Source organism: Lentzea sp. NPDC020367 (assembly GCF_044387305.1).
Taxonomy (GTDB): domain Bacteria; phylum Actinomycetota; class Actinomycetes; order Mycobacteriales; family Pseudonocardiaceae; genus Lentzea.
In genome coordinates this window covers 640,451-662,174 of the sequence record NZ_JBIRVV010000002.1, presented here as the reverse complement: position 1 = coordinate 662,174, position 21,724 = coordinate 640,451, and the positions used below count along the sequence as shown (strand labels likewise).

The following is a 21,724-nucleotide window of genomic DNA, read 5'->3' as shown; positions in this document are numbered from 1 at the left end:
CGTGCGCGGCACCGGGACAGCGGTGCTGGGCCTGCTGATGCTCGGTGTCGGGCTGTGGTGGCGGTACGCGGGGATGGCGGCGTTCGGCCTGGCGCTGACCGCGCTGGTCATCGCCTCGATCGTCTCCGTGCTGGTCGCCTCGCCGCTGTCGGTCTCGCGCACCGTCCGCCCGCGCACCGTGCCCCGCCTGGCCCGGTGCAACGGTCGCCTGGAGCTGTCCGCGACCGGGCGCTGGCCGGTGGCGCTGGACGCCGTCGACATGGTGGCGGGCTCGCCGATGGACGTCGACGTGCCGCTGCTGGCACCCGGCGCGGTCGAGGCCGTCGACTACGCGATCCCCACCGAACGCCGCGGCGTGTTCGACGTGGGCCCGTTGACGTTGCGGCGCAAGGGTCTGGCCGGCCTGGCGCAGGCGCGCACCGTGCTGGGCGAGGTCGTCCAGGTGCGGGTCGTGCCCCGCGTGCTGCCGATTCGCGGTCTCCCGTCCGGTGCCCGCCGAGGTCAGGTCGGCGCCGACGAACGCGTCGAGCGCGGCGGCACGGACCTGGTGGGACTGCGCGAGTACGTACCGGGGGACGACCTGCGGCGCCTGCACTGGGCGACGTCCGCGCGCACCGGCACGCTGATGATCCGCGAGGACGCCGACCCGGCCCGCCCGCACCTGGCGGTGCTGCTGGACGACAACGCCTCCTCGTACGCCGAGGAACAGCGCTTCGAGGAGGCCGTCGAGGTGGCGGCGTCGCTCGTAACGTCGGCCCTGGAGCAGGGACACCCGGTGCGGCTGCTCACGTCGTCGGGTGGCACCGACATGGAGGAACAGCAGGACTCGGCGCCGATCCTGTCCGCCTTGGCGGACCTGGAACTGCGGGACGTCGACGGCCGTCCGACCGTGCCGGTGCGCGACCTCGACGTGGTCGCCGTGATCAGCGGCAGGTCCGTTCCGGCGCTGGTGCTGGAGGCCGGGCGGGCCGCGTTCGGCGCGGTGCTCGTGGTGGACGAGAAGCGGCCGGTCGGCGCGGCGGGTTCGGTGCTGGTGATCAGCGGGGCACGTGCGGAGGACCTGGTCGACTCGTGGAACGCGGTGGTGGCCCGATGAAGTTCGCGTGGGTCGCCGCCGTTCTGCTGGTCGGGTCGCTCCAGCTCGCCCAGGCGTGGGACGGCGCGTTCGTCTACTTCGGACTCGCCGCGTTCGCCGGATTCCTCGCCCTGGCCCTGAAACGACTCGTCCCGGCAGGCCTCGCCGCCCTCGCGGTGATGGTGCTCGCGATGACGGGCGGGTTCTTCCTGGCCCGCGGCGCGTCCCCGGACCGCGACCCGGCGTGGGTGCTGCTCGACACCGTGCCGAGGCTGCTCACCGCCGCCCGGCCCGCACCGGCGACGCCCGAACTGCTCGTGCCCGGACTGCTGCTGATCGTCGGCGTCTCCACGGGAATGGTGCTGTCGGTGACCAAGCGCGGCACGGCGTTGTTCGTGCCGGCCCTCGGCGCAGCCACCCTGTACGTGTCGGCGGCGCTGCTCACCACCGGCCGTGCGGACCGCTACGGGCTGGTGGCGCTGACGCTGGTCGTGGTGCTCGCGCTGGGATGGCTGATCATCGACCGGCGCGGGCCCGTGGTACCGCCCGCGGTGCTCGCCACCACGCTGGCCGCGCTGACGTTGCTGACTTTCGTGTTGCCCACCAACGGGTTCGAGCCGCGCAAGCTCGTCACGCCACCCGTCACCGACCTCGCCCTCTCGAACCCGTTGCCGCAGCTCGCCTCGTGGGCCGCGCAGGGGGAGACGGAGCTGTTCCGCATGCGCGGGCCCGAGGTGCCGGTGCGACTCGTGACGCTGAGCCGGTACTCGGGAGCGTCGTGGGAGGCCGCGTCGACCTACGGGCCGCTCGGCGTGGTGGACGCGCCGGATCTGCCGACCGGCGGGAAGTTCCAGGACGCCAGCGTCGATCTGCAGATCACCGGGCTGAAGGGGGAGTGGCTGCCGGGCGTCGGGAAGCCGCAGGCGGTGTCCCTGAGCGACGCCATGGTGGATCCGGACACCGGGTCTCTGGTCGTGGCCGAAGGACTCAAGACCGGGCTGAGCTACACGGTGCGCGGCGTCGTCGAGACGCCGGCCGACACCGATCTCGCCGAGGCCCAGGTTCCTTCCAGCGCAACGAAGTACACGGCGTTGCCGCGGCTGCCGTTCACGCTCGCGGACTACGCGCGGCAGGCGACGCAGAACGCGCGCACGCCGTACGAGAAGGCCGTCGCCCTGGAACAGGTCGTGCGGCTCAACCGCAGACCGGACGCCGAGGCGCCGGTCGGGTCGTCCTACGCGCGGCTGGAGACGTTCCTGTTCGGCGCGCCGGGCGAGTCCGGCGCGGGAGCGGGGACGGCGGAGCAGTTCGCGTCGGCCTACGCGGTGCTCGCGCGGGCCGTCGGTCTTCCGACGCGGGTGGTGGTCGGGTTCCAGCCGGTGCCCGAACAGAACGGTGAACGGATCGTGCGCGCCGCCGACGCGACCGCGTGGCCCGAGGTGTACTTCAGCGGGTGGGGCTGGGTCGCGTTCGATCCCGTGTCCGGCAACGGAAGCGGGCCCAGCGCCGCGTCGAAGCGCGAGGTGCTGAACCGGCTCGCGTCGACCACCGCGAAGCCGACGCCGACCTCGTTGCCGTCGGTGCCGCCGCTGGTGCAGCCGACCGCGGTGCAGGGCGACCAGGTGGCCGCGCCCGAGGCCCCGAAGGGATTCCCGTTCTGGGTGTTCACGCCAGTGCTGCTGCTCGTCGGCCTGTACGTGGCACGGACTTCGCGGCGCGTCCGGCTGCGCGCGGCCGGGCCGGTGGGAGCGTGGCACGAGGTGCTCGACGCGCTGCAACTCGCGGGACTGCGGCCGAAGCCGAGCCGGACCGTCCCGGACGTCGCGAGGGAGTGGGGAGAAGCGGGCGCGCAGCTCGCGGTCCTGGTCGACCAGGCCGCGTTCGCACCGCAGCCGGTCGTGGGCGAGAACAGCTGGCGGCTGGCCCGTCAGGTGAAGAAAGCGGTGCGGCGCAAGGCTTCCTGGTGGCGCCGGGTGGTGTGGGCGATCGACCCGCGGCCGTTGTTCCGGCGCTGACGTTGTTCCTGCACTGACGGATCAGCGCACCACCTGGGCGGGAATGCAGTTCTTCCCGATGACCTTGAACAGCGCCTCGCACAGCCCTGGCGCCGTGTCGGACGGGAACGGGCCGAGCCAGATGAACTGCGTGAACCGCGGGTCGTCCGGGACGATGACAGGGCACACGTCGTCGCGTCTGGTCAGCAGCGCGGTTTGGCCGCGCAGTGCCGGGTTCGCGCTCTCACGATGCTTCACCCACATCGTCTCGTAGTCCAGCAGCACCTGGACTTCGGACTGCGGCATCGCGCCTTCCAGCGAGTGCAGCACGAGGACGGACGAGCCCGGGTCGCACGGCATGTCCGTGTATTCGAGCTGATCGGGCACAGCCGGAGAAGTGGGCGACGCACCGGTGTTCTGGTGGGACTCCGGCTGGAGGTTGCCACCGATCAGCATGCCGATCCCGATGCCGACCACGAGTGGAATGACCGCCCACACAATGAGAATGCGGCGTTTTCGTTGTCGAGCGAACATCGGTGGGCCGGCATAACGAGCGCTTTGCACCGGGGCAACCTACGCCAGTACGTGTACGCGCAACAACAACGGTCGTGAAACAGTTAGTTCTTGTTGGCACAGACCTTTGCGGAGCTGCCCCGTTCGCCGTTGTAGCCGAAGGCCGCGATCTGGAAGCACCGGCGGTCGCCGCCACCGTCCTCGATGACGTACTTCGTGCCACCGCCCGTCACCCGCGTCACGGCGTTCGGCTTGGCGCCGGTCACGTCGACCACCACGAACTCGGCCTTGCCGTCGCTGGGATCGCTCCACTCCAGCTCGATCGCCCTGCCCTGGTACTCGGCGCGCTTGAGGACCGGGACGAACCTCGGGTCGGTGTTCGGCGACGGTCCCGCGTCGGCGGAGTCCGACGTCGGCACGGGCGGTGTCGTTGTCGTCACAGGTGGTTGGGCCTGCTGACGGTCGTCGCCCCGGTTCAGGAAGATGCCAGCGGCGAGCCCGCCGGTCACCGCGATCACGGCCAGCAACGCCAGCACCGCACCGCGTTTGCTCTTGCGGACCGGCGCGGTCATCGGTTCGACGGGAGGCAGATCTACTGTCGGTAGCACCGCGACCGGCTGGGGGCGGGGAGGTGGCGGCGGGATGAAGTCGTGCTGCCGGTAGGTCAGGTCCTCGAGCCGGCCCTGCCACGAGTCGTCGCGCTCTTGTTCCGGTTCGGGTTCCGGTTCCGGCTCTGGCCTGAAGCCGCGCGGGCCGAAGCCGGGCGCCTCGGTCGGGCCCTCCGGGTAGTAGTCGGGGCGTTCGCCCAGCATCGCGGTCGCATCGGGGTCCACAGTGGACAGCGAGGTGCCGGAGTGCACCGCCATCAACGCGTCGCGCAGCTCCAGCGCCGATCCGAAGCGCTCGGCCCGGTCCTTGCGCAGGCAGCGCCCGATCACGGCGATGAGCGACGCCGGCACGTCGAACCGGGTGAGCGACCGCGGTTCGCCGCTGCCGACCCGGCCGACGTAGGAGAGCAGCGTGTCCTCGTCCGGGTTGTCCGAGGCAAACGGCGGTTTGCCCTCCAGCAACGTGAACAGCGTCGAGCCGAGCGACCAGATGTCGTCGGCGAACGACGGCGCGGCGCCCTCCAGCATCTGCGGCGCGGCGTGCCGGTAGCTGACCATCTGCAGTGACGCGGAATGTCCCGCGTCAGCGCCGCGCGCGATGCCGAAATCGGCCAGCACGTACGAAGTCGGGAGCACCAGGACGTTCTGCGGCTTCACGTCCCGGTGCAGGATGCTCTGGCCGTGCGCGAACGCCAGCGCGTCCGCCACCGCGATGCCCGCCGCCACCACGTCCTGCACGGGCAACGGGCCCATGGCGCGCAACCGGTCGTGTAGCGAGCCGCGTTCGTAGAACTCCATGACGATGCACGGGCGGCCGTCCGGGAGCGTGCCCGTGTCCAGCACCGTGACGATGTGCGGGTGCTGGCGGCCGAGCTCGACGGTGATGGCCAGTTCGCGGCGGAACCGCGTCACCGTGGCCGGGTCCGTCACCTGCAGCACCTTGACCGCGACGTCGCGGCCCAGGCCGTCCTGACGTGCGCGGTAGATCGTGCCCTCGCCGCCCTGCGCGATCACGCGGAAGCCGCTGTAGCCGGGCAACGCGATCTCCGGCGCCTGCGCAGCACCCTGCGCGGGCGCCCAGGCCATCAGATCGTCTTCCACCGGCGGATCCTATCCCGGAGCGAGTGGGTCACCGCTGAACGTTCGTCCGGAAAGGCACCTGAGGTTCGCCTCAGTCGCCGACGACCTTCACCTGGAATCCCAGTGCCTGCAACATTCCCGTCAGCATCACCCTGGTGTTGTCCTCGGCGCGCCGGAGGATCTCGGACTTCTGCGCGGCCTCGGTGAGCTTGGCCTCCGCGGCGACGTAGAACCGTTGCTGGTCAGGAGGTCCCGCCAGCGCCTGCAGGTCGTTGATCAGGCCGCGTTCCTGGCTGAACACGTACGACCTGTCGTGGTGCAGGTTCGGTTTGTCCAGCTGCGGTTTCGGCACGCGCAGCTCGACGGTCTTGCCGTCAGGGGACAGGATCAGCCCGTCGTCCTTCAAAGTCCCCAGGTCCACGAAGGCGTTGACCGACCCGGCCGCGACGAACAACGTGCGTTCGCCCGCCAGCGCGTCCGGCACCCACTTCACGTCGTTCTCGATGTCCAGCACGACCTGGAACTCGCCCGCAGCGGCGTGGTACTGGCTCAGGTCCCGCACCGACTTCAGCATCGCGGGCTGGCTGCGATCGATCGATTCGTCACCGAAAGGTTTTATTTGTGCGAAGCCGAAGACCGCCGCTCCGAGGAGAATGAGGACGGCCGCGACCAATGCTCCACGCGTCACCCAGCGCCTATACACCGCGATGGAGTACCCGTGAGGTGATGCGCGCACACGGTCCGTATGGGCTAATCGACCCGAGCGGAATCAGTTCCGTGTCCACGTGGTTGGCTTGGACGAGACGAGAGCGACAGTTCAGGAGGCGTGCGGTGGACCCGGAGAACCTGTACGAGGTGGACTCGGAGGTCCCGGACCTCACGGGTGCGGTGCTGCTGCACCACTTCGAGGGCTTCATGGACGCCGGTGCCGCGGGCCGCCTGCTCACCGAGCACCTGCTGGAGACCCTCGAAAGCCGTGTCGTCGCGCGCTTCGACATCGACGGCCTGATCGACTACCGGTCGCGCCGCCCGCTGATGACCTACGCGACCGACCACTGGGAGGACTACGCCGCCCCGGAACTGGTCGTGCACCTGCTGTGGGACAGTGCGGGCCACCCGTTCCTGCTGCTCACCGGCCCCGAGCCGGACCGCGGCTGGGAGGCGTTCATCCAGGCCGTGCGCTCGCTGATCGACCGCTGGGGCGTGCGTCTGACCGTGGGCTTCCACGGCATCCCGATGGGCGTGCCGCACACACGGCCGTTGAACGTCATCGGCCACGCCACGCGCCCTGAGCTCGTGTCGGAGTACCAGCCGTTCTTCAACCGCGTGCAGGTGCCCGGCAACGTGTCCGGGCTGCTGGAGTTCCGCCTCGGCCAGGCCGGTCACGACGCGATGGGCTTCGCCGCCCAGGTGCCGCACTACCTGGCGCAGTCGCAGTACCCGACCGCCGCCGTGACCCTGCTCGACGCCCTCGCCCGCGCCACGGGCCTCGCGCTGCCCATCGGCTCGCTGGTCGAGGCCGCGCAGGCCGCCGACGCCGAGATCCACCGGCAGGTCGCGGAGTCCGAGGAGGTCGCCCAGGTGGTGGAAGCGCTCGAGCGGCAGTACGACGCGTTCATCCAGACTGTGGGCACCACCGACCTCCCCAGCGCGGACGAACTGGGGGCCGAGTTCGAACGGTTCCTGGCCGAGCAGCAGCGTCCGCCGGACCACCTGTAGGAGCTTGTGATGGCCACCTGGGACGACGTGCACCGGATCGCCACCTCCATGCCCGATGTCACGGAGCGGGTGCGCGAGGGCGTCGTCGACTGGAGGGTCAAGGACAAGCTGTTCGTCTGGGAACGGCCGCTGCGCAAGACCGATCTTTCAGCGCTGGGCGCGGCGGCCCCGTCCGGACCGATCCTGGCCGCCCGCGTGCCGGACCTGGGGGCCAAGGAGGCGTTGCTCGCCTCGGACCACTCGGTCTACTTCACGACGCCGCACTTCAACGGGTATCCCGCGATCCTGGTGCGGCTGGAGCACATCGACGTGGGGGAGCTGGAGGAGTTGATCGTGGAAGCGTGGCACGCGAGGGCACGGCGCCGGTGACGCTGACGAAGTGGATCCGCGAGGTCGCGGACGAGCCGTTGCAGCTGACGGGTGACCTCCAGGCCCAGGCCGAGGAGAACACCTGGTCGCTGGGTCAGGCCAGGGACGAGACACCCGTGGCGGCGGAGGTGGTCGCCGCGTTCGAGGACACCGCGCGACGCCTCGGTGAGCGCGTGACGCTGATGGAGCGGACCGCGACGTTCTACGTCTGGTTCGACGTGCAGGCAGGACACCTGAGGTGTTCGACGACCTCGGCGAAGAAGGACGCGCTGCCGTTCGGTTCGAAGATCGATCCGGACGCGAAGCTGGAGGACGTCGTCGGTGCCTACCTCGCGAACGTCCGGCCGGAGACGGCCGAGGGGTACGTCCTTCCCGTGTGGGCCACGGAGGTCGGGCTCTAGGTGGAGTTCCTCTGCTACCACCGGGACCGGCCCGGCTCGATGCCGTTGCGCTCGGCCCTGATCGAGGAGCACTGGTCCTACATGGACGGCTTCGAGCTCATCGCCCGCGGCCCGACGTTCGCGGACGGTGTGCTCACCGGCAGCGTGCACGTCGTCGACGTGCCGGACGCGGCGGCGGCCCGTGCGTTCGCGTTCGACGAGCCCGTCTACCAGGCCGGTGGCTACCGGGACGTGCTGGTGCGCCGGTGGCGCAACGTGCTCGGTCGCACGATGTGGGACTCGCCCCGGGGCAGTGGTCACCTGGTGCTCGGGTTCGGTTCCGGAGAGGCTGCGGACCTCGTGCCCGCACGCCCCGAGGAGCTGATCGCGTACGGGCCGTTGCTGTCCGACGACGGCACGGCGTGGCTGGGGACGGCGGCGCTGGTCAGGTCGGCCGACCCGGCCTCAGTCCTGACCGCGGACCGCTACGACGCCGTCGAGGTGCACGAGTGGGAGCCCGGCGGCCGGCGTTAGAGGTCCCGGACGCTGCTCACGGTCGTGTGCCGGGGGAACAGCGTGCCGATGAGGAACTCGTGGGTGGCCGGATCCGGGTCGGCGCACGCGTCGGCGAGCACGGTGATCGCGTAGTCGCGGTCCATCGCCTCGCGCACGGTGCTGAGCACGACGCCGCTGGTGCTGATACCGGCCAGGACGAGCTTGGTGACGCCACGGTCGGTCAGTTGCGCATCGAGGTCAGTGGTGGTGAACGCTCCGACGCGGGTCTTGCGCACCACGATGTCGTCCGCGAGCGGAGTCAGCTGGGCGTGGATCTGGGTGGCGGGGGAGTCGGCGTGCATCGCGTCACGCAGCTCGGACGTCACCATGCCGGCCATGACGCTCGTGGACGGGATCGCGGCGAAGTCGGCGTCCTCGAACGCCACACGCACCCACCCGACGTGACCACCCTGGCCGCGCACGGTGTCGACGGCGGTGGCGACGTTGCCCAGCAACGCCTCCGCGCCGGGGATGCGGCCGACGATGCCGGTCTGGAAGTCCATGACGAGCAGTGCGGTGGTCATGTCGTGCCTTTCAGGGAGCGGTCGAACACGTTGACGAGCAGGTACACGACTCCCGCGACGACGAGGAACACCGCGAGCTCGTGCAGGCCGTCGGTGTCGGCGGTGTCGCCGAACACGAGTCCCTGCACGGTGGACGAGACGATGGCGCCGAGGTAGCCGAACGTGCGCAGCAGTCCGGCCGAGGCGCCGACGGCGGCAGGATCCGCCTGGCGGTACACGGCGTTCTGCAGCGCCAGGCTGTTGAGGCCCTGGGGCACACCGGTGATCACGACGACCACCACGAGAATCCACAGTGGACTCGAAGGGTGCAGCAGGAGCAGCAGCACGCAGGCCGCGATCTGGGCGATCGACGCGACGATCAGCTTGCCGCGCAACGCCTGGCTGCGTCCGGTGATCGCCGACACGACGATGCCGACGCCGAACATCGGCAGCATCACGAGGCCCGCCTGGCCCGCGCTGAGCCCGCGCCCCGCCTCCAGCCACTGCGTGAAGCCGTAGACGAAGCTGTACGACACCAGGTACGCGAGCAGCGCGCGGCCGTAGGTGATCATCAACGGCGTGTTCAGGCCGCTGAGGTCGAACAGGGGCCTGCGTTCCCCGGCTTCCGGCCGCGCACGCGGGAAGTAGCGCCACCCCAGCGCGAACGCGGCCAGGGCGAGCGGGACGTTGATCGCGAGGGTCGTGCGCCAGCCGCCGAAGTCGACGAGCAGGCCGCCCAGCGGCGGGCCGATCACGGAGACGGTCTGGGTGGCGATCGCCAGGATCGTGAGGATGCCGCCGGGGCTGTCCTCGCCCGTGCGGTCGGCCTCGTCCCGGAGCAGGCGCATCGCGGCGGGGTAGCCGGCGCACGTGCCGAGGCCGAGCAGCACGCGTGCCACGACGAGCACGGCCAGGTTCGGTGCGAGGGCACCCAGCACGCCCGCGATCCCGACGAGTGCGGTGGCGGGGAGGAACAGCCTGCGCGGCCCGTAGGTGTCGATCAGGCGGCCCGCCACCGGTTGCCCGATCGCGGTGGCCACGTACAGCGAGGTGATCAGCCACGCCGTCGCCGAGGGCGGTTCGCCGAACGACGCCCCGATCGGCACCAGCGCGACGGACAGGATCGTGGTGTTGATCGGGTTCAGCACCGCGCCGGCCACCAGTGGGGTGATCAGGCGTCGGTCGAACCCGGTGGCGGTGGTCATTCGTCCACCACGCGCTCCAGCAGCGTCAGCGCCTCGGCGATCACCTGCCGCTCGGACTCGGTGAACTGCCGGGTCAACGCCTCGGTCAGCCACTCGATGCGGGTCGCCCGCGCGCCCTGGGCGGCCGCGCGGCCCTCGGCGGTGAGCGTGATCAGCTGACGGCGTCCGTCGGCGGGGTCGGCCGCGCGTTCGATCAGGCCCTGCTCGTGCAGAGAAGTCAGCGTCTTGGCCATGGACTGCGGCTTCACGCGTTCCGCGCCCGCGAGCTGGCTGGCGGTCGACGGCTCGTCGAGCAGCAGCAACCGGGCCAGTGCGGAGGCCTGCGGTGCGCTCAGGTCGTCCACCGACGACTCGTCCTGCAGCTTGCGCCTCAGTCGTCCGACGAAGACGCGCAGCTGCTGGTTGATGGCGGCGGGTTCGGTCACAATAGACAGCCTAGACTGAACAGTCTGGGCTGTCGATTAGTAGCTGATGAACCTGTAGTGCAGGCCTGAGCCGGACTCCAGCCACTCACCGACGCTGACCGGCTCCCGCTCCACGGCCGGTGCGAAGGTGTCGCCCTCGAACGTCTCGCGGATCTCGGTCACCTCGACGCGGTCCGCGAACGGCAGCGTCGCGGCGTACACCGCGGACCCGCCGATCACCCACAGGTCGCCGGTGACGTCGGCCAGGGCCTTCTCCAGGCTGTCGAACGTCTCCGCGCCTTCTTGTCCGGTGCGCGACAGCACCAGGTTGCGGCGCCCAGGCAGCGGCCGGAAGCGCGACGGCAGCGACTCCCACGTGCGGCGTCCCATGAGGACGGCCGAGCCCGCGGTGATCTCCCGGAAGTGCTTCATGTCCTCGGGGATGCGCCAGGGGATCGCGTTGTCGCGGCCGATCACGCCGTTCGCGGCCTGGGCCCAGATCAGCCCGATCACACCGCCACCGGGGCCTTGATGCCGGGATGCGGGTCGTAGCCCTCGATCGTGAAGTCCTCGTACTTGTAATCGAACAGACTGGGGGAGTCCGCCACCTTCAGCGTCGGGAACTCGCGCGCGTCCCGGCTGAGCTGCAGCTCGACCTGCTCGACGTGGTTGTCGTAGATGTGGCAGTCACCGCCGGTCCAGATGAAGTCGCCGACGCCGAGGCCGGTCTGCGCGGCGATCATGTGCGTCAGCAGCGCGTAGGAGGCGATGTTGAACGGCACGCCGAGGAACAGGTCCGCGCTGCGCTGGTAGAGCTGGCAGGAGAGCTTGCCGTCCGCCACGTAGAACTGGAAGAACGCGTGGCACGGCGGCAGCGCCATGTTCGGGATCTCGCCGACGTTCCAGGCGGAGACGATGATCCGGCGCGAGTCCGGGTTCGTCCTCAACGTCTTCAGCACTTCGGCGATCTGGTCGACGTGCCCGCCGTCGGGGGTCGGCCACGACCGCCACTGCACGCCGTAGACCGGGCCCAGCTCGCCCTCGGGGGAGGCCCACTCGTCCCAGATGGACACACCGTGTTCCTGGAGCCAGCGAACGTTGCTGTCGCCGCGCAGGAACCACAGCAGCTCGTACGCGATCGACTTGAAGTGCACGCGCTTCGTCGTGATCAGCGGAAAGCCGGCGGCGAGCGGGTAGCGCAGCTGGTGGCCGAAGATCGACCGCGTGCCGGTGCCGGTGCGGTCCTCCTTGCGCACGCCCTCTTTCAGGACGTGGCGGAGCAGGTCTTCGTACTGCGTGTCGGGCATGAATGCACCCTAACTAACTCCAGCGGTCGAACGACGTCACCTCCGCCACGTCGCGTCGCACGGCGACGAAGAACTGCTCGGCGGGGTGGCCGAGCGGCACCATCGCGGCGATCTCCCACCTGTCCGGCACGCCGAGCAGGTCCAGCGCCTCGGTCTGATGCACCCTGATCACCGTGGTCAGCGTGGTGCCGAGCCCCAACGCGCGTGCGGCCAGGCAGAAGTTCTGCACGGCCGGGTAGACCGACGCGTGCACCGGTCCGATGTCGATGCCCTTCACCAGCGACGGCAGGCGCGGCATGAGGAAGAACACGATCACCGGCACTGACGCGAGGGTGTCGGCGAGGTGGTTCGCGGACCGGCCGATGCGCAGGCCGACGGCGTCCGTGCGGTCCGGCGCCATCTCGGCGTAGCGGGTGAACGCGCTGCGGTACAGCCTGCCCACCTCGGCGCGCACGTCCGGATCGGTGACGACCAGGTACCGCGTGGGCTGGACGTTGCCGCCGGACGGTCCCTGCTGGGCCGCGCGCAGACACGTCCACACGTCGTCCTCGGAGACGGGCTCGTCGGTGAACCGGCGGATCGCCCGCGTCGTCATGATCGCCTCGAGCGCGTCCATCAGAACCTCGTCATGTCCGGCGCGAGCCCCAGCTTGAGCATCGAGTACGTCTCCAGCATCCGGCGCGACACCACCGTGTGCTGCGCGGCGACGTGCACGTCGCGCAGGCAGCGTTGCAGCGGAGAAGACTCGAACACCGAACTGCCGCCACCCGCCGCGAACGCCTTCTGCGTCACGTCCGTCGCCTCGCCCGAGGCGAACGAGCAGGCCAGCCGCAGCCGCGCCTTCACCGGATCGGGTGTCTGCGAGCCGCTGACCGCGTGGTCCCAGGCCGCGCTCAACGCCTCGTGCAGGAACGCGGTCGCCGCCGACAGCCGTGCCTCCATCGTCGCGAGCTCGATCTGCACGCCGGTCTGCTCCGCGAGGCGGGACGTCGCGTACTGCGGCACCTTCTCGACGGCCAGCGCCTCGATCTCGTCGATCGCGCGGCGGGCCACGCCCAGGCACACGGACGCGACACCCACGGCCAGGAAGCTGAAGTAGGGGAACACCGTGATCGGGCCCTCGATGCCGGGGGTGATGCCGATCGGCCACACCGCACGGCGTGACGGCAGGAAGGCGTCCGTGAGAGAGAACTCGTGCGAACTGGTCGCGCGCAGGCCGGCGGCGTGCCACGTGTCGTGGATCGTCACGTCCTCACGCGGGTACACGGCCAGACGCGGGCCCACGGGCGTGAGAGTGCCACCGATGACCCACGAGGAATGAGTGACAGCGCTACCCCAGCCCCAACGGCCGGTCACGCGATAGCCGCCGTCGGTCTCCACGGCCTTGCCCAACGGCGCGGCGGTGCCCGCGATCAACGCGCGCGGGTCGCCGAACACCTCGTCGGCGGCGTCGACAGGCAGGTACCAGGCCAGCGACGACGAGATGGTGGTCGTCATCGCGGTCCAGCCGGTCGAGGCGTCGGACCGCGACAGCTCCTGGACCTCCCGGCTCCACTGCGGCAGGCCGAGTTCGGCGCCGCCGTAGCGCTTCGGGGCGATCAGGCGGTGCACGCCGTGGTCGACGAGCGCGGCCAGCACCGGGTCGGTGAGGGCGCGCTGCTGCTCGGCCACCGGCGCCTCGGCGCGGATCAGGGCGTGGAGATCCATGCGCGCGATCTTGCTCCAGCGGTTACAGCTTGGCGAGCGCCTCAACGAGTGGCTTCAGCTCGGGAACGTCCCCGGCTTCCGACAGCGACTCGGACAGCACCTCGTCGTGCGTGGGACGAGCGAGCGCGAGCAGCTCGTGGCCCTTCTCGGTGACCTCGGTGTAGATGCCGCGCCGGTCGGTGGGGCAGAGGTAGCGCGCGAGCAGGCCGCGGTCCTCGAGTCGCGTGACCAGGCGCGTTGTGGCTGACTGGCTGAGCACCACGGCGTTGGAGAGCTGGTTCATCCGAAGGTGGAAACCGTCCTGGCGATTGAGGACGTCCAGAACGGTGTACTCGCTGACGGAGAGACCGTGCGCCTTCTGCAGCGCTCTCTCGAGGCGGTCCTCGATGCGCGCGTGCAGCGCCGCGAGCGTGCGCCAGCCCTGCGCGCGCGCCTGGACGGCGTCGTCGTCCAGTGACATAGGTCAACCCTTCTCGAATAGACAGCGTGTGCAACTATTGCGTACGCTTGTAATCGTCTTCAACAAGTCTACCGGGGAGAGACATGGATCTGTCGGGACGCACGGCACTTGTGACGGGCTCCACCGCGGGCATCGGCTTCGCCACCGCGGAAGGCCTGCTCAAGGCAGGTGCCGCCGTCGTCATCACCGGCCGCGCCGAGGACCGCGTGGCCGAGGCGGTCGGCAAGCTCAGCGCCCACGGTGACGTGCGCGGTGTCGCGGCGGACCTCGCGACCGCCGAGGGCGCGGCCGAACTGACCGGCCAAGTGCCCGACGTGGACGTGCTCGTCAACAACCTGGGCATCTACGGCGCGAAGCCGGTCTTCGAGATCGACGACGCCGAGTGGCAGCGGTTCTTCGACACCAACGTCATGTCCGGCGTCCGGCTCGCGCGGCACTACACGCCCCGCATGGTCGAACGCGGCTGGGGCCGGGTCATCTTCGTGAGCAGCGAGTCCGGCGTCTTCACGCCGACCGAGATGGTGCATTACGGCATGACCAAGACCGCGCAGATCGCCATCTCGCGCGGCATGGCCCAGGAGGTCAAGGGCACCGGCGTCACCGTGAACTCGGTGCTGCCCGGCCCGACTCTCACGCCCGGCGTCGAGGAGTTCATCCGCGAACGCGTCGGCGACGGCGGCGAGGCGGAGTTCGTCCGCACCGAACGCCCCACCCTGTTGCTGGGCCGCCTGATCCGCCCCCACGAGGTCGCGAACCTCATCACCTACGTCGCGTCGGACCTGTCGTCCGCGACGACCGGAGCCGCGTTGCGCGTCGACGGCGGCACCGCTCCGACGCTGCTCCCTTGATCGAACACAGTCGTAACCACGTGAGGATTCCGCTTTGAACACCGTGAAGCTCAACAACGGCGTCACCATGCCCCAGCTCGGTTTCGGCGTCTGGCAGGTGCCGGACGCGGAGGCCACCCCCGCCGTCGCGGAGGCCCTGAAGGCCGGGTACCGCAGCATCGACACGGCCGCGGCCTACGGCAACGAGGCCGGCACGGGTGCCGCCATCGCCCAGTCCGGTGTGGACCGTGACGACGTCTTCGTCACCACCAAGCTCTGGAACGCCGACCACGGCTACGACTCGGCGAAGCGCGCGTTCGACGTGTCGCTGGGCAAGCTCGGCCTGGACGTCCTCGACCTGTACCTGATCCACTGGCCGACCCCGGCCCGCGACAACTACGTCGACACCTGGAAGGCGTTCGTCGAGCTGCAGAAGGAGGGCCGGGTCCGCGCGATCGGCGTCTCCAACTTCCAGCCCGAGCACCTGCGCAGGCTGATCGACGAGACCGGCGTCGTGCCGGCGGTCAACCAGATCGAGGTGCACCCGTACTTCCAGCAGGCCGACGTGCGCGCGTTCAACGCCGAGCACGGCATCCAGACCGAGGCCTGGTCGCCGCTCGGCCAGGGCGGCGAGCTGCTGAGCGACCCGGTCGTGCAGAAGATCGCGCTGGCGCACGGCAAGTCCGCCGCGCAGATCGTGCTGCGCTGGCACCTGCAGATCGGCAACGTCGTGATCCCGAAGTCCGTGACGCCGTCCCGGATCCGGGAGAACTTCGACGTGTTCGGCTTCGAGCTGCCGGACGCCGAGATCGAGGCGCTGTCCACTCTGGACCGTGGCGGCCGCATCGGCCCGAACCCGGACGAGCTCAACTAGTTGACGAAATACGAAGCCCCGGCCCGCATGATCGCGGTCCGGGGCTTCGTCGGCAACGGGCCGCCTCAGGCCCGCATGACTGTGGCGATCGGGATCCGCGCCGCCCGGATGGCCGGGATGAGTCCACCCAGCACACCGGCGACGAGGCCCGCGATCACACCGGCGACACCCGCCTCCCACGGGAAGGCGGTGCCCTGCAGCGACGGGAAGCGGCTGCCGAACATCATCAGCGCGATCTGCAACCCGGCGGCGCCCGCGCCGATCGCGAGCGCGGCGGTCAGCAGACCGGTCAGCAACGTCTCCGCGAGCACGATGCCCGCGAGCAGCAGCCGGGACATGCCGACCGCGCGGCGCAGTGCGAACTCCTCGACGCGCTCGCCGACCGTGGCGAGGCCGACGTTCAGGATGCCCGCGACACCGATCAGCAGCACCAGGAACGCCATGCCGAGGAAGATCAGTCGCATGATCCGGAGCTCGGACTCCATGCGCTCCTTGGACTTCACCGCCTGGAACTGCATCTGCTCCTGAGGCAGGCCCGCGCCGACGAGCTTCGCCTTGAGCATCTGCTGCAGGTCGTCCGTGCCCGGCTGCATGAACAGCTCGAGGCTCGTGCCGCCGCCGCGGAACTGGTTGGCGTTGCTGGTCTCGGAGGCCGCCGGCATCCACGTGCGCAGCTCGTCGAGCCGCATGTAGATGCGCGGCTGCATGTCGCCGTCCTGCACCACCCCGATGATCTGCGGCGTCACGTGGTGGGTGGCGCCCTCGATCGTCATCTCGCCGGGGATGCGGTACTGCCGCAGGCCCTTGGCGGCCTCCTCGTTCAGCACGATCCGGGGAGCGAGCGACGGCGCGGTCCCGAAGTCGAGCCAGCTGCCCGAGACCGGGCGGAACGGCTTGAACGGGCGGATGTCGCCGGTCAGCGCGACCATGCTGACCTCGATGGCCTGGCCGTCCGGCTTCTTCTCCGGCTCCTTCTGCTCCTGGCACGTGCCGTTGGAGTCGCAGATCATCCTCGGGCCGTAGTAGCCCCTGCCCTGGCCGGCGTACTCGAACGGCGCGCCGCCCTCGTTGATCGGCCGCACGCCCGGCTCGCCGATGATCGCCTGCGAGCTGATCATCGCGACGGCGTCGGTGCGGCCCTTGAACGTCGACTCGACGATGCCCGGCGCGCCCTTCTCGCCGGGGACGTAACCCCGGATCGTGCCGTCCTTGCCCGACTGCAGTTCGACGTCGGTGAGCATCGCGCGTTCGGCGATCTCGGACCCCGCCTGCACGGCGACGACGGCGAGAACACCCAGGAACAGCGAGACCATCGAGAGGAACGTGCGCAGTTTTCGGGCGCGGATGCCCTGTCCGCCGATGACCAGGGCGGACCGGAACTTGCCGGAAAGCATCAGTTGAACCGCCCGTCGCGGAGCTCCATCACGCGGCCCATCTTGCGCGCGTGGTCGTGGTCGTGCGTCACCAGCACGAGGCCACAGCCCTGCCTGGTCGTGTTGAGCAGCACCTCGACGACGAGGTTGCCCGTCTCGGTGTCGAGCGCGCCCGTGGGCTCGTCGGCGAGGATGATCCGCGGCTGCCGCACGAGTGCGCGGGCGATCGCCACGCGCTGCTGCTCACCACCGGAAAGCCTGGTGGGCTTGGACTTCGCGAGGTGCGCGATGCCGACCTGCTCCAGCGCCTCCATCACCTGCTGCCTGCGCTTGCGCCGCGCCGACCAGCCCTGGCCGTTGACCAGCGCCATCGCCACGTTCTGCGCCGCGGTGAGGTGCTTGAGCAGGAAGAAGCGCTGGAACACGAACCCGAACTCCGCGCTGCGCAACGCCGCGGCCCTGCGCTCGGGCAGCTTCGTGATGTCGTTGCCGTGCAGGAAGTACTGGCCCTCGTCGGCGCGGTCGAACAGCCCGATCAGCGACAGCAGCGTCGACTTGCCGGAGCCGGACCGGCCGAGGATCGCCACGCTCTGTCCAGGATGGACGGTGAAGTCCACGCCGGACAGGATCGTGCGCGGTTCCCCTTGCCCCTTCAGGACCTTGGTGATGCCGTTGAGCTGCAGCAGCGGTGCCTGCACCTGAACCGTGGGTTGATCGAATGACTGCGTCATCACGGACCCGTCGGCTTGGTCTGGTCGCCGCCCTGCTGCTGACCCTCTGGCAGGTTCGGGCCCGGCACGGCCAGTTCCTCGTCGCCGGTGAGACCCGACTTGACCTCGATGACCTTGCCGTCGGTCAGCCCCAGCGTCACGTCGGTGGTGCGGCGCGAACCGTCACCCGCGATGACGTCGACCTTGCCCTTGCCCTGCGCACCCGCGACGGCCTCGACCGGAACGACCAGTGCCTGCGCCGACTTGCCGGTGGTGACCTCGATCGACGCGCTGGCGCCGTTGATCATCTGCACGTCCGCCGGCGCGGTGCACACGATGCGCAGGCCGGTTGAGGTGCTCGGCTGCTGCGGCTGGTCCTTGGGCTGGGTCTGCTGCGGCTGGTCCTTCTTGTCGTCCTTGGTGTCCGGCGTGACCGGCGGCTTCTCCGGGATCGTGCCCTGCGGCAGCGCGGCGATCGTGCCGAGCACCGTGCACGGGAACGGGCCGGGGCCGTTCTTGATCTGCACCACCACGTCGGTGAGCGCGCCGTTGATCTTGTACGCCTGCTGGCCGTCGATGTCGCCGACGATCGCGTAACCGACGTGCTTGGCCGACGCGATCGGCATGCCCGCCGTCACCGTCGCCTTGTCGTCGACGAGCCGGCCGCTGAACGTGGAACCCGGAGGCGCCTCGACGTAGTTCGGCGTCTGGTCCTTCCACACCGTGGCGACCCGGATGGGCCTGGTCGGCGTGCCGTTCGGCGCCGGGACGTCGAAGTACCGCACCTCACCCGCGACCGGCGCGACGAGCCCGAACGTCGGGTTCATCTCGACCTTGCCGGTGATGCTGATCTTGGTGGTCAGGTCCTGCCTGGTGGGCTTGACCTTGGTCATCGCCGTGCCGCGCGGTGCCAGCTCCGGATTGGTCTGGTCCGGACCTGACGGACTGCACGCAGCCACGCTCACCGTGACCAGCGCGCACAGCGGCGCGAGAACAATTTTGCGCACGAACGTCCCCCATGTCGTTTCGACCAACCTACCGATAAGGACACCCGATAGGTCCCGGAGGTTGCATCAGTCTTTCGGCCGATGCCCCTCGACGTTTCGGCCCAGATCGAAACTAGCGGCTCAACGCGGCCGCGTAGGTGGAAAGCGCTTCACGGTCCGGCTGGCCGGTCTTCGCGATCAGCGAGGCGACGTGCTTTTCCACCGTACGCGGCGAGATGTGCAGCCGGGTCCCGATCGCCTTGTTGCCCATTCGGTCGGCCAGCAGCACGAACACCTCGAACTCGCGCACCGTCACGCCGTGCCCGCGCAACTGCCGAGGCACCTGTTCCGTGCCGTTGCGGCGTTGCTGGACCGGCGCACCGGCCTGGCGCAGCAGGCCGCGGCACGCCGACGCCACCGCAGGAATCGTGGCCTGGTGGAAGTACTCCTCGGCCGAACGTAGCCAGGACACCGGATCGCCCCACGAAGCCGCCTCCGCCGCGATCAGCCGCCGGCCCAGATGCCGCGCCAGCGGATACAGCTCCGAGGCTTTCTGGGCGAGCTGGAACGCCTCCAGCGCCTCGGCGAACCGGTTGTCGCGACCGAGGAGCACGGCGTGTGCCAGTTCGGTGAACTGCCGGTTCCACCGCATTCCCGAGGCGGAGGCCGCGGTCAGCTCCCAGTAGTCGGACCAGCCGAACCGGCCGTCGAGCACGCCGAGCAGCACCCGCATTCCGTGTGTGCCGGAAAGGTGGAACGTGGTGGGGTTCTGCGATTCCAGCGCGAGCGCGCGGTCGAGCTCCGCCATCGCCAGCGGGTGGTTCTCCTCCAGCAGGGCGCAGAACGCGCGGGCGAGCCCGAAGCACAGCGGGTACTCCTGCGCCCCGTTCTTCGCGACCGCCTCGAACTCGCTGATGGCGTCGTCCGTCCCGGCGCGGTCGCCCCGGTGCGCGGCCAGCGTCGCCTTCGCCATCAACAGATAGCGGGTCAGCGCGTGGAAGCGCAGGCGGGTCGTCGTGCGCAGACAGCGGGCGATCTCCTCGGCCGCCACCGCGTAGTCCCCGGTCAGCACGGACTGCAACGCCAGGATCGCGTCCACGTTGTGCGCCACGGTGATCGCGCCCGCCCGGCACGCCTCGGCGTGCGTGCGGCCGAGCGACGCGGTGGCGCCGTGTTGCAGCCAGTCGTTGCCCGCCAGGCGAACCAGCGCGTAGACGTGCTGGATCGGCATCTGGTGCGCGTCCGCGAGCGCGAGTGCCTTGCTGAAACAGGTGTTCGCCTCGTCGATGTCCTGCTCGCGCGCGATGATCCCGAGCAGCTGCCAAGCCTCGCACGCCACCATCGGCAGCTGCGCCCGGTCGGCCGCCAGTGCCGCCTGGCGGGCGAGACCCGCGGCCGAGGAGATCCGGTCGGCGCTCGGGATGTTCAGCGTGAGGTAGGCGGAGTTGACGTCCAGCTGCGCGACCAGTTCGTCGGGCGCGTCCGGCCCGAGCAAGGTCCTCGCGACGCGCACCTGTTCCACGCCTTCGGTGAACCAGCCTGCGAGATAGGCGACGCGCGCCAGTCGCGTGTGGAGCTTCGCGCGCCGGGCGCCGTCCAGCCCCTGGAGGTCGTTCATCTCCAGGGCGAAGGCGCGTTCGAAGTCGCCCGTCTCGGCCAGCGCCGGCAGCAGCGTGTCCAGCACGTCGGCGCGGGCGGCCGCCTCGTCGGTGAGCAGGCCCTGCGCGCGGTCGAGCAACGTAACGGCCGACTCCGCGGCACCACCCGCCAGCGCCCGTTTGCCCGCCTCGGCGAACAGAAGTCCTGCCCTGGTGGGCGATCCGGCGTCGAAGCGCAGCTGCGCGACGAGCGGGCACCAGTCGCCGGGCAGGCCCGCGTGCAGGTCCTCGATCGCGTCGGCCGTGCGCCACGACAGGTTCACGCGTTCGGCCGGGGTCAGGTGGGCCAGCAACGCGTCCGCGGTGAGCGGGTGCCGGAACGCGTACCAGTCCGGCGCGGGCTCGTCCGGCGTCACGAGCTGCGCGGCCACCCCGGCGTGCAGGTGACTCAGCAACGCGCGGTCGTCGGTACCGGTCACCTTCTGCACCACCGAGAGCGGGAACCGGTGGCCCAGCACCGCCGCGATGGACAACACCTCGCGGCCCTGCGGTCCCAGCCTGTCCGTGCGGTGCGCGACGCTGCGCACGAACGCCGCCGGCACCGGCAGTTTCAGCTCGCCCAGCACCTGCCAGCCGTGCGCCCCCGCGACGAGCAGGCCGCCGCTGACCATGCCGTGCAGCAGTTCCTCGATGACGAACGGGTTTCCGGCGCTGTCCGTCCACAAGCGATCGACGAGCTCCGCCGGTACCAGCTCGCTCTCCAGACAGGCGGCCGTCATCTGCCCGACCTCGTCCTGCGAGAGCCGCTGCAGCTCCACCAGACTGCCGGACCCGCGTCGCCCCATCCGGTGCACGAGTTCCAGCGCGTGACCGGGTTCGGTGCGGATCGTGGCGAGCAGCAGGACCGGCTGGTCCTCCAGGTTGTCCGCGAGGTATTCCACGACGGCGAGCGTCTCCGCGTCCGCCTCGTGCAGGTCTTCGAGCACGAGCAGGCACGGCGTCTTGCGCGCGACGGACGCGAGCAGCCGGAGCACCGCCTCTGCCAGAACCACGACGGATTCCGTCGTGGACCGGTGGTCGTGCCACTCCGGGATCAGCGTGCCCAGCACGGGTTTGTACGGTCCCAGAGCGGAGTCGTCCGGCGGTTCGCCGCGGAACAGACCCAGAAGTGCTTCCGCGATTGGACGAAACGGCACCATCGGCCCGATCGTCGTGCCGCGTCCTTTGAGCACCCGCATGCCCTCGTCGTACGCGTGCCCCGCCGCGTACCGGGCGAGCCTGGACTTGCCGATCCCCGCCTCCCCGGTGAGGAAGACGGCGCCGCCACGGGACTCGCGCGTGTGTTCGAGTGCCCCCGTGATGGCCGTGACCTCGCGATCACGGCCGACCACGTGAGGCGCTCGGGTCTGCATGTCTGGACCCTAACGGTCCTGTGCAGTTCTCCGTATCGGCTGCCCAGGCGTATTAGGGGTGAAAG

Annotated in this window: 23 protein-coding genes; 8 read left to right on the top strand and 15 right to left on the bottom strand. The window is 70.1% G+C overall.

Annotated features, from left to right (window positions below; all coding sequences use genetic code 11):
• Position 1: 1 nt before the first annotated feature.
• Both ACH413_RS10250 and ACH413_RS10245 read left to right on the top strand, forming a co-directional pair.
• Complete coding sequence (locus ACH413_RS10250; protein ID WP_360030545.1) at positions 2 to 1,096, top strand: DUF58 domain-containing protein; 1,095 nt, start codon at positions 2 to 4, stop codon at positions 1,094 to 1,096.
• A complete protein-coding gene (locus ACH413_RS10245; protein ID WP_360030543.1) occupies positions 1,093 to 3,090 on the top strand; it encodes a transglutaminase domain-containing protein in 1,998 nt (665 codons plus the stop codon). Before ACH413_RS10250 ends, ACH413_RS10245 begins: the two co-directional genes overlap by 4 nt.
• 21 nt (positions 3,091 to 3,111) lie before the next feature.
• Here the strand turns inward: ACH413_RS10245 and ACH413_RS10240 are convergent, their stop codons facing one another.
• From ACH413_RS10240 to ACH413_RS10230, 3 genes are all read right to left on the bottom strand, one after another.
• Complete coding sequence (locus tag ACH413_RS10240) at positions 3,112 to 3,546, bottom strand: hypothetical protein (RefSeq protein WP_360030541.1); 435 nt, start codon at positions 3,544 to 3,546, stop codon at positions 3,112 to 3,114.
• A gap of 140 nt (positions 3,547 to 3,686) precedes the next feature.
• Entirely contained in the window at positions 3,687 to 5,291 is a 1,605-nt protein-coding gene (locus ACH413_RS10235) for a serine/threonine-protein kinase (RefSeq protein ID WP_360030539.1), read from the bottom strand.
• Between the two features lie 70 nt (positions 5,292 to 5,361).
• A complete protein-coding gene (locus tag ACH413_RS10230) occupies positions 5,362 to 5,844 on the bottom strand; it encodes a DUF4230 domain-containing protein (protein WP_360030537.1) in 483 nt (160 codons plus the stop codon).
• A 257-nt stretch (positions 5,845 to 6,101) separates the two neighbouring features.
• On the opposite strand from ACH413_RS10230, the gene ACH413_RS10225 reads away from it, so the two are divergent.
• From ACH413_RS10225 to ACH413_RS10210, 4 genes are read left to right on the top strand one after another with little or no spacing between them, the layout of a single operon-like run.
• Positions 6,102 to 6,989: a PAC2 family protein gene (locus ACH413_RS10225; protein ID WP_360030535.1), complete on the top strand. Its 888-nt coding sequence runs from the start codon at positions 6,102 to 6,104 to the stop codon at positions 6,987 to 6,989.
• 9 nt (positions 6,990 to 6,998) lie between these two features.
• Positions 6,999 to 7,358, top strand: coding sequence for an MmcQ/YjbR family DNA-binding protein (locus ACH413_RS10220; RefSeq protein ID WP_360030533.1), 360 nt, complete (start codon positions 6,999 to 7,001; stop codon positions 7,356 to 7,358).
• Complete coding sequence (locus ACH413_RS10215; RefSeq protein WP_360030531.1) at positions 7,331 to 7,759, top strand: hypothetical protein; 429 nt, start codon at positions 7,331 to 7,333, stop codon at positions 7,757 to 7,759. The genes ACH413_RS10220 and ACH413_RS10215 overlap by 28 nt, the downstream gene beginning before the upstream one ends.
• The gene (locus tag ACH413_RS10210) at positions 7,760 to 8,272 is read left to right on the top strand and encodes a YciI family protein (protein ID WP_360030529.1); all 513 of its coding nucleotides are present in this window, start codon (positions 7,760 to 7,762) and stop codon (positions 8,270 to 8,272) included.
• Here ACH413_RS10210 and ACH413_RS10205 read toward each other — a convergent pair.
• Genes ACH413_RS10205 through ACH413_RS10170 form a run of 8 tightly spaced genes read right to left on the bottom strand, consistent with a single transcriptional unit; the run spans position 8,269 to position 13,879 of the window.
• Complete coding sequence (locus ACH413_RS10205) at positions 8,269 to 8,817, bottom strand: cysteine hydrolase (protein ID WP_360030527.1); 549 nt, start codon at positions 8,815 to 8,817, stop codon at positions 8,269 to 8,271. The two genes, ACH413_RS10210 and ACH413_RS10205, sit on opposite strands and share 4 nt — an antisense overlap.
• Positions 8,814 to 10,001, bottom strand: a complete 1,188-nt coding sequence (locus ACH413_RS10200; RefSeq protein ID WP_360030525.1) for an MFS transporter — start codon at positions 9,999 to 10,001, stop codon at positions 8,814 to 8,816. Before ACH413_RS10200 ends, ACH413_RS10205 begins: the two co-directional genes overlap by 4 nt.
• Entirely contained in the window at positions 9,998 to 10,426 is a 429-nt protein-coding gene (locus tag ACH413_RS10195) for a MarR family transcriptional regulator (protein ID WP_360030523.1), read from the bottom strand. The genes ACH413_RS10200 and ACH413_RS10195 overlap by 4 nt, the downstream gene beginning before the upstream one ends.
• Before the next feature lie 36 nt (positions 10,427 to 10,462).
• Positions 10,463 to 10,918 carry a dihydrofolate reductase gene (locus tag ACH413_RS10190; protein WP_360030521.1) on the bottom strand — a complete coding sequence of 152 codons (456 nt, stop codon included), beginning with the start codon at positions 10,916 to 10,918 and terminating at the stop codon, positions 10,463 to 10,465.
• Positions 10,915 to 11,712, bottom strand: coding sequence for a thymidylate synthase (locus ACH413_RS10185; RefSeq protein WP_360030520.1), 798 nt, complete (start codon positions 11,710 to 11,712; stop codon positions 10,915 to 10,917). The genes ACH413_RS10190 and ACH413_RS10185 overlap by 4 nt, the downstream gene beginning before the upstream one ends.
• Positions 11,713 to 11,725: 13 nt before the next feature.
• Entirely contained in the window at positions 11,726 to 12,328 is a 603-nt protein-coding gene (locus ACH413_RS10180; RefSeq protein WP_360030518.1) for a nitroreductase family protein, read from the bottom strand.
• Positions 12,328 to 13,419: an acyl-CoA dehydrogenase family protein gene (locus ACH413_RS10175; RefSeq protein WP_360030516.1), complete on the bottom strand. Its 1,092-nt coding sequence runs from the start codon at positions 13,417 to 13,419 to the stop codon at positions 12,328 to 12,330. Before ACH413_RS10175 ends, ACH413_RS10180 begins: the two co-directional genes overlap by 1 nt.
• A gap of 22 nt (positions 13,420 to 13,441) precedes the next feature.
• Complete coding sequence (locus ACH413_RS10170) at positions 13,442 to 13,879, bottom strand: MarR family transcriptional regulator (RefSeq protein ID WP_360030514.1); 438 nt, start codon at positions 13,877 to 13,879, stop codon at positions 13,442 to 13,444.
• Between the two features lie 83 nt (positions 13,880 to 13,962).
• Here ACH413_RS10170 and ACH413_RS10165 point away from each other — a divergent pair, with 83 nt between their 5' ends.
• Entirely contained in the window at positions 13,963 to 14,727 is a 765-nt protein-coding gene (locus ACH413_RS10165) for an SDR family oxidoreductase (RefSeq protein ID WP_360030513.1), read from the top strand.
• Positions 14,728 to 14,794: 67 nt separating this feature from the next.
• Positions 14,795 to 15,580: an aldo/keto reductase gene (locus tag ACH413_RS10160; protein WP_360031267.1), complete on the top strand. Its 786-nt coding sequence runs from the start codon at positions 14,795 to 14,797 to the stop codon at positions 15,578 to 15,580.
• A gap of 65 nt (positions 15,581 to 15,645) precedes the next feature.
• Here the strand turns inward: ACH413_RS10160 and ACH413_RS10155 are convergent, their stop codons facing one another.
• The 4 genes from ACH413_RS10155 to ACH413_RS10140 form a co-directional block, all read right to left on the bottom strand.
• A complete protein-coding gene (locus tag ACH413_RS10155; RefSeq protein ID WP_360030511.1) occupies positions 15,646 to 16,974 on the bottom strand; it encodes an ABC transporter permease in 1,329 nt (442 codons plus the stop codon).
• Complete coding sequence (locus tag ACH413_RS10150) at positions 16,974 to 17,684, bottom strand: ABC transporter ATP-binding protein (protein WP_360030509.1); 711 nt, start codon at positions 17,682 to 17,684, stop codon at positions 16,974 to 16,976. Before ACH413_RS10150 ends, ACH413_RS10155 begins: the two co-directional genes overlap by 1 nt.
• Positions 17,684 to 18,670 (bottom strand): efflux RND transporter periplasmic adaptor subunit, encoded by a 987-nt coding sequence (locus ACH413_RS10145; RefSeq protein WP_360030507.1) that lies wholly within the window; start codon positions 18,668 to 18,670, stop codon positions 17,684 to 17,686. Before ACH413_RS10145 ends, ACH413_RS10150 begins: the two co-directional genes overlap by 1 nt.
• 112 nt (positions 18,671 to 18,782) lie before the next feature.
• Entirely contained in the window at positions 18,783 to 21,659 is a 2,877-nt protein-coding gene (locus tag ACH413_RS10140) for an AAA family ATPase (protein ID WP_360030505.1), read from the bottom strand.
• Positions 21,660 to 21,724 lie beyond the last annotated feature (65 nt).

What these genes read in the sequence shown, in the direction of transcription:
- ACH413_RS10180 (WP_360030518.1), bottom strand. Translation starts at nt 12,328, where the DNA reads ATGGACGCGCTCGAGGCGATCATGACGACGCGGGCGATCCGCCGGTTC.
- ACH413_RS10140 (WP_360030505.1), bottom strand. Translation starts at nt 21,659, where the DNA reads ATGCAGACCCGAGCGCCTCACGTGGTCGGCCGTGATCGCGAGGTCACG.
- ACH413_RS10220 (WP_360030533.1), top strand. Translation starts at nt 6,999, where the DNA reads ATGGCCACCTGGGACGACGTGCACCGGATCGCCACCTCCATGCCCGAT.
- ACH413_RS10165 (WP_360030513.1), top strand. Translation starts at nt 13,963, where the DNA reads ATGGATCTGTCGGGACGCACGGCACTTGTGACGGGCTCCACCGCGGGC.
- ACH413_RS10155 (WP_360030511.1), bottom strand. Translation starts at nt 16,974, where the DNA reads ATGCTTTCCGGCAAGTTCCGGTCCGCCCTGGTCATCGGCGGACAGGGC.
- ACH413_RS10185 (WP_360030520.1), bottom strand. Translation starts at nt 11,712, where the DNA reads ATGCCCGACACGCAGTACGAAGACCTGCTCCGCCACGTCCTGAAAGAG.
- ACH413_RS10150 (WP_360030509.1), bottom strand. Translation starts at nt 17,684, where the DNA reads ATGACGCAGTCATTCGATCAACCCACGGTTCAGGTGCAGGCACCGCTG.
- ACH413_RS10170 (WP_360030514.1), bottom strand. Translation starts at nt 13,879, where the DNA reads ATGTCACTGGACGACGACGCCGTCCAGGCGCGCGCGCAGGGCTGGCGC.
- ACH413_RS10175 (WP_360030516.1), bottom strand. Translation starts at nt 13,419, where the DNA reads ATGGATCTCCACGCCCTGATCCGCGCCGAGGCGCCGGTGGCCGAGCAG.
- ACH413_RS10160 (WP_360031267.1), top strand. Translation starts at nt 14,795, where the DNA reads ATGCCCCAGCTCGGTTTCGGCGTCTGGCAGGTGCCGGACGCGGAGGCC.
- ACH413_RS10200 (WP_360030525.1), bottom strand. Translation starts at nt 10,001, where the DNA reads ATGACCACCGCCACCGGGTTCGACCGACGCCTGATCACCCCACTGGTG.
- ACH413_RS10230 (WP_360030537.1), bottom strand. Translation starts at nt 5,844, where the DNA reads ATGCTGAAGTCGGTGCGGGACCTGAGCCAGTACCACGCCGCTGCGGGC.
- ACH413_RS10205 (WP_360030527.1), bottom strand. Translation starts at nt 8,817, where the DNA reads ATGACCACCGCACTGCTCGTCATGGACTTCCAGACCGGCATCGTCGGC.
- ACH413_RS10245 (WP_360030543.1), top strand. Translation starts at nt 1,093, where the DNA reads ATGAAGTTCGCGTGGGTCGCCGCCGTTCTGCTGGTCGGGTCGCTCCAG.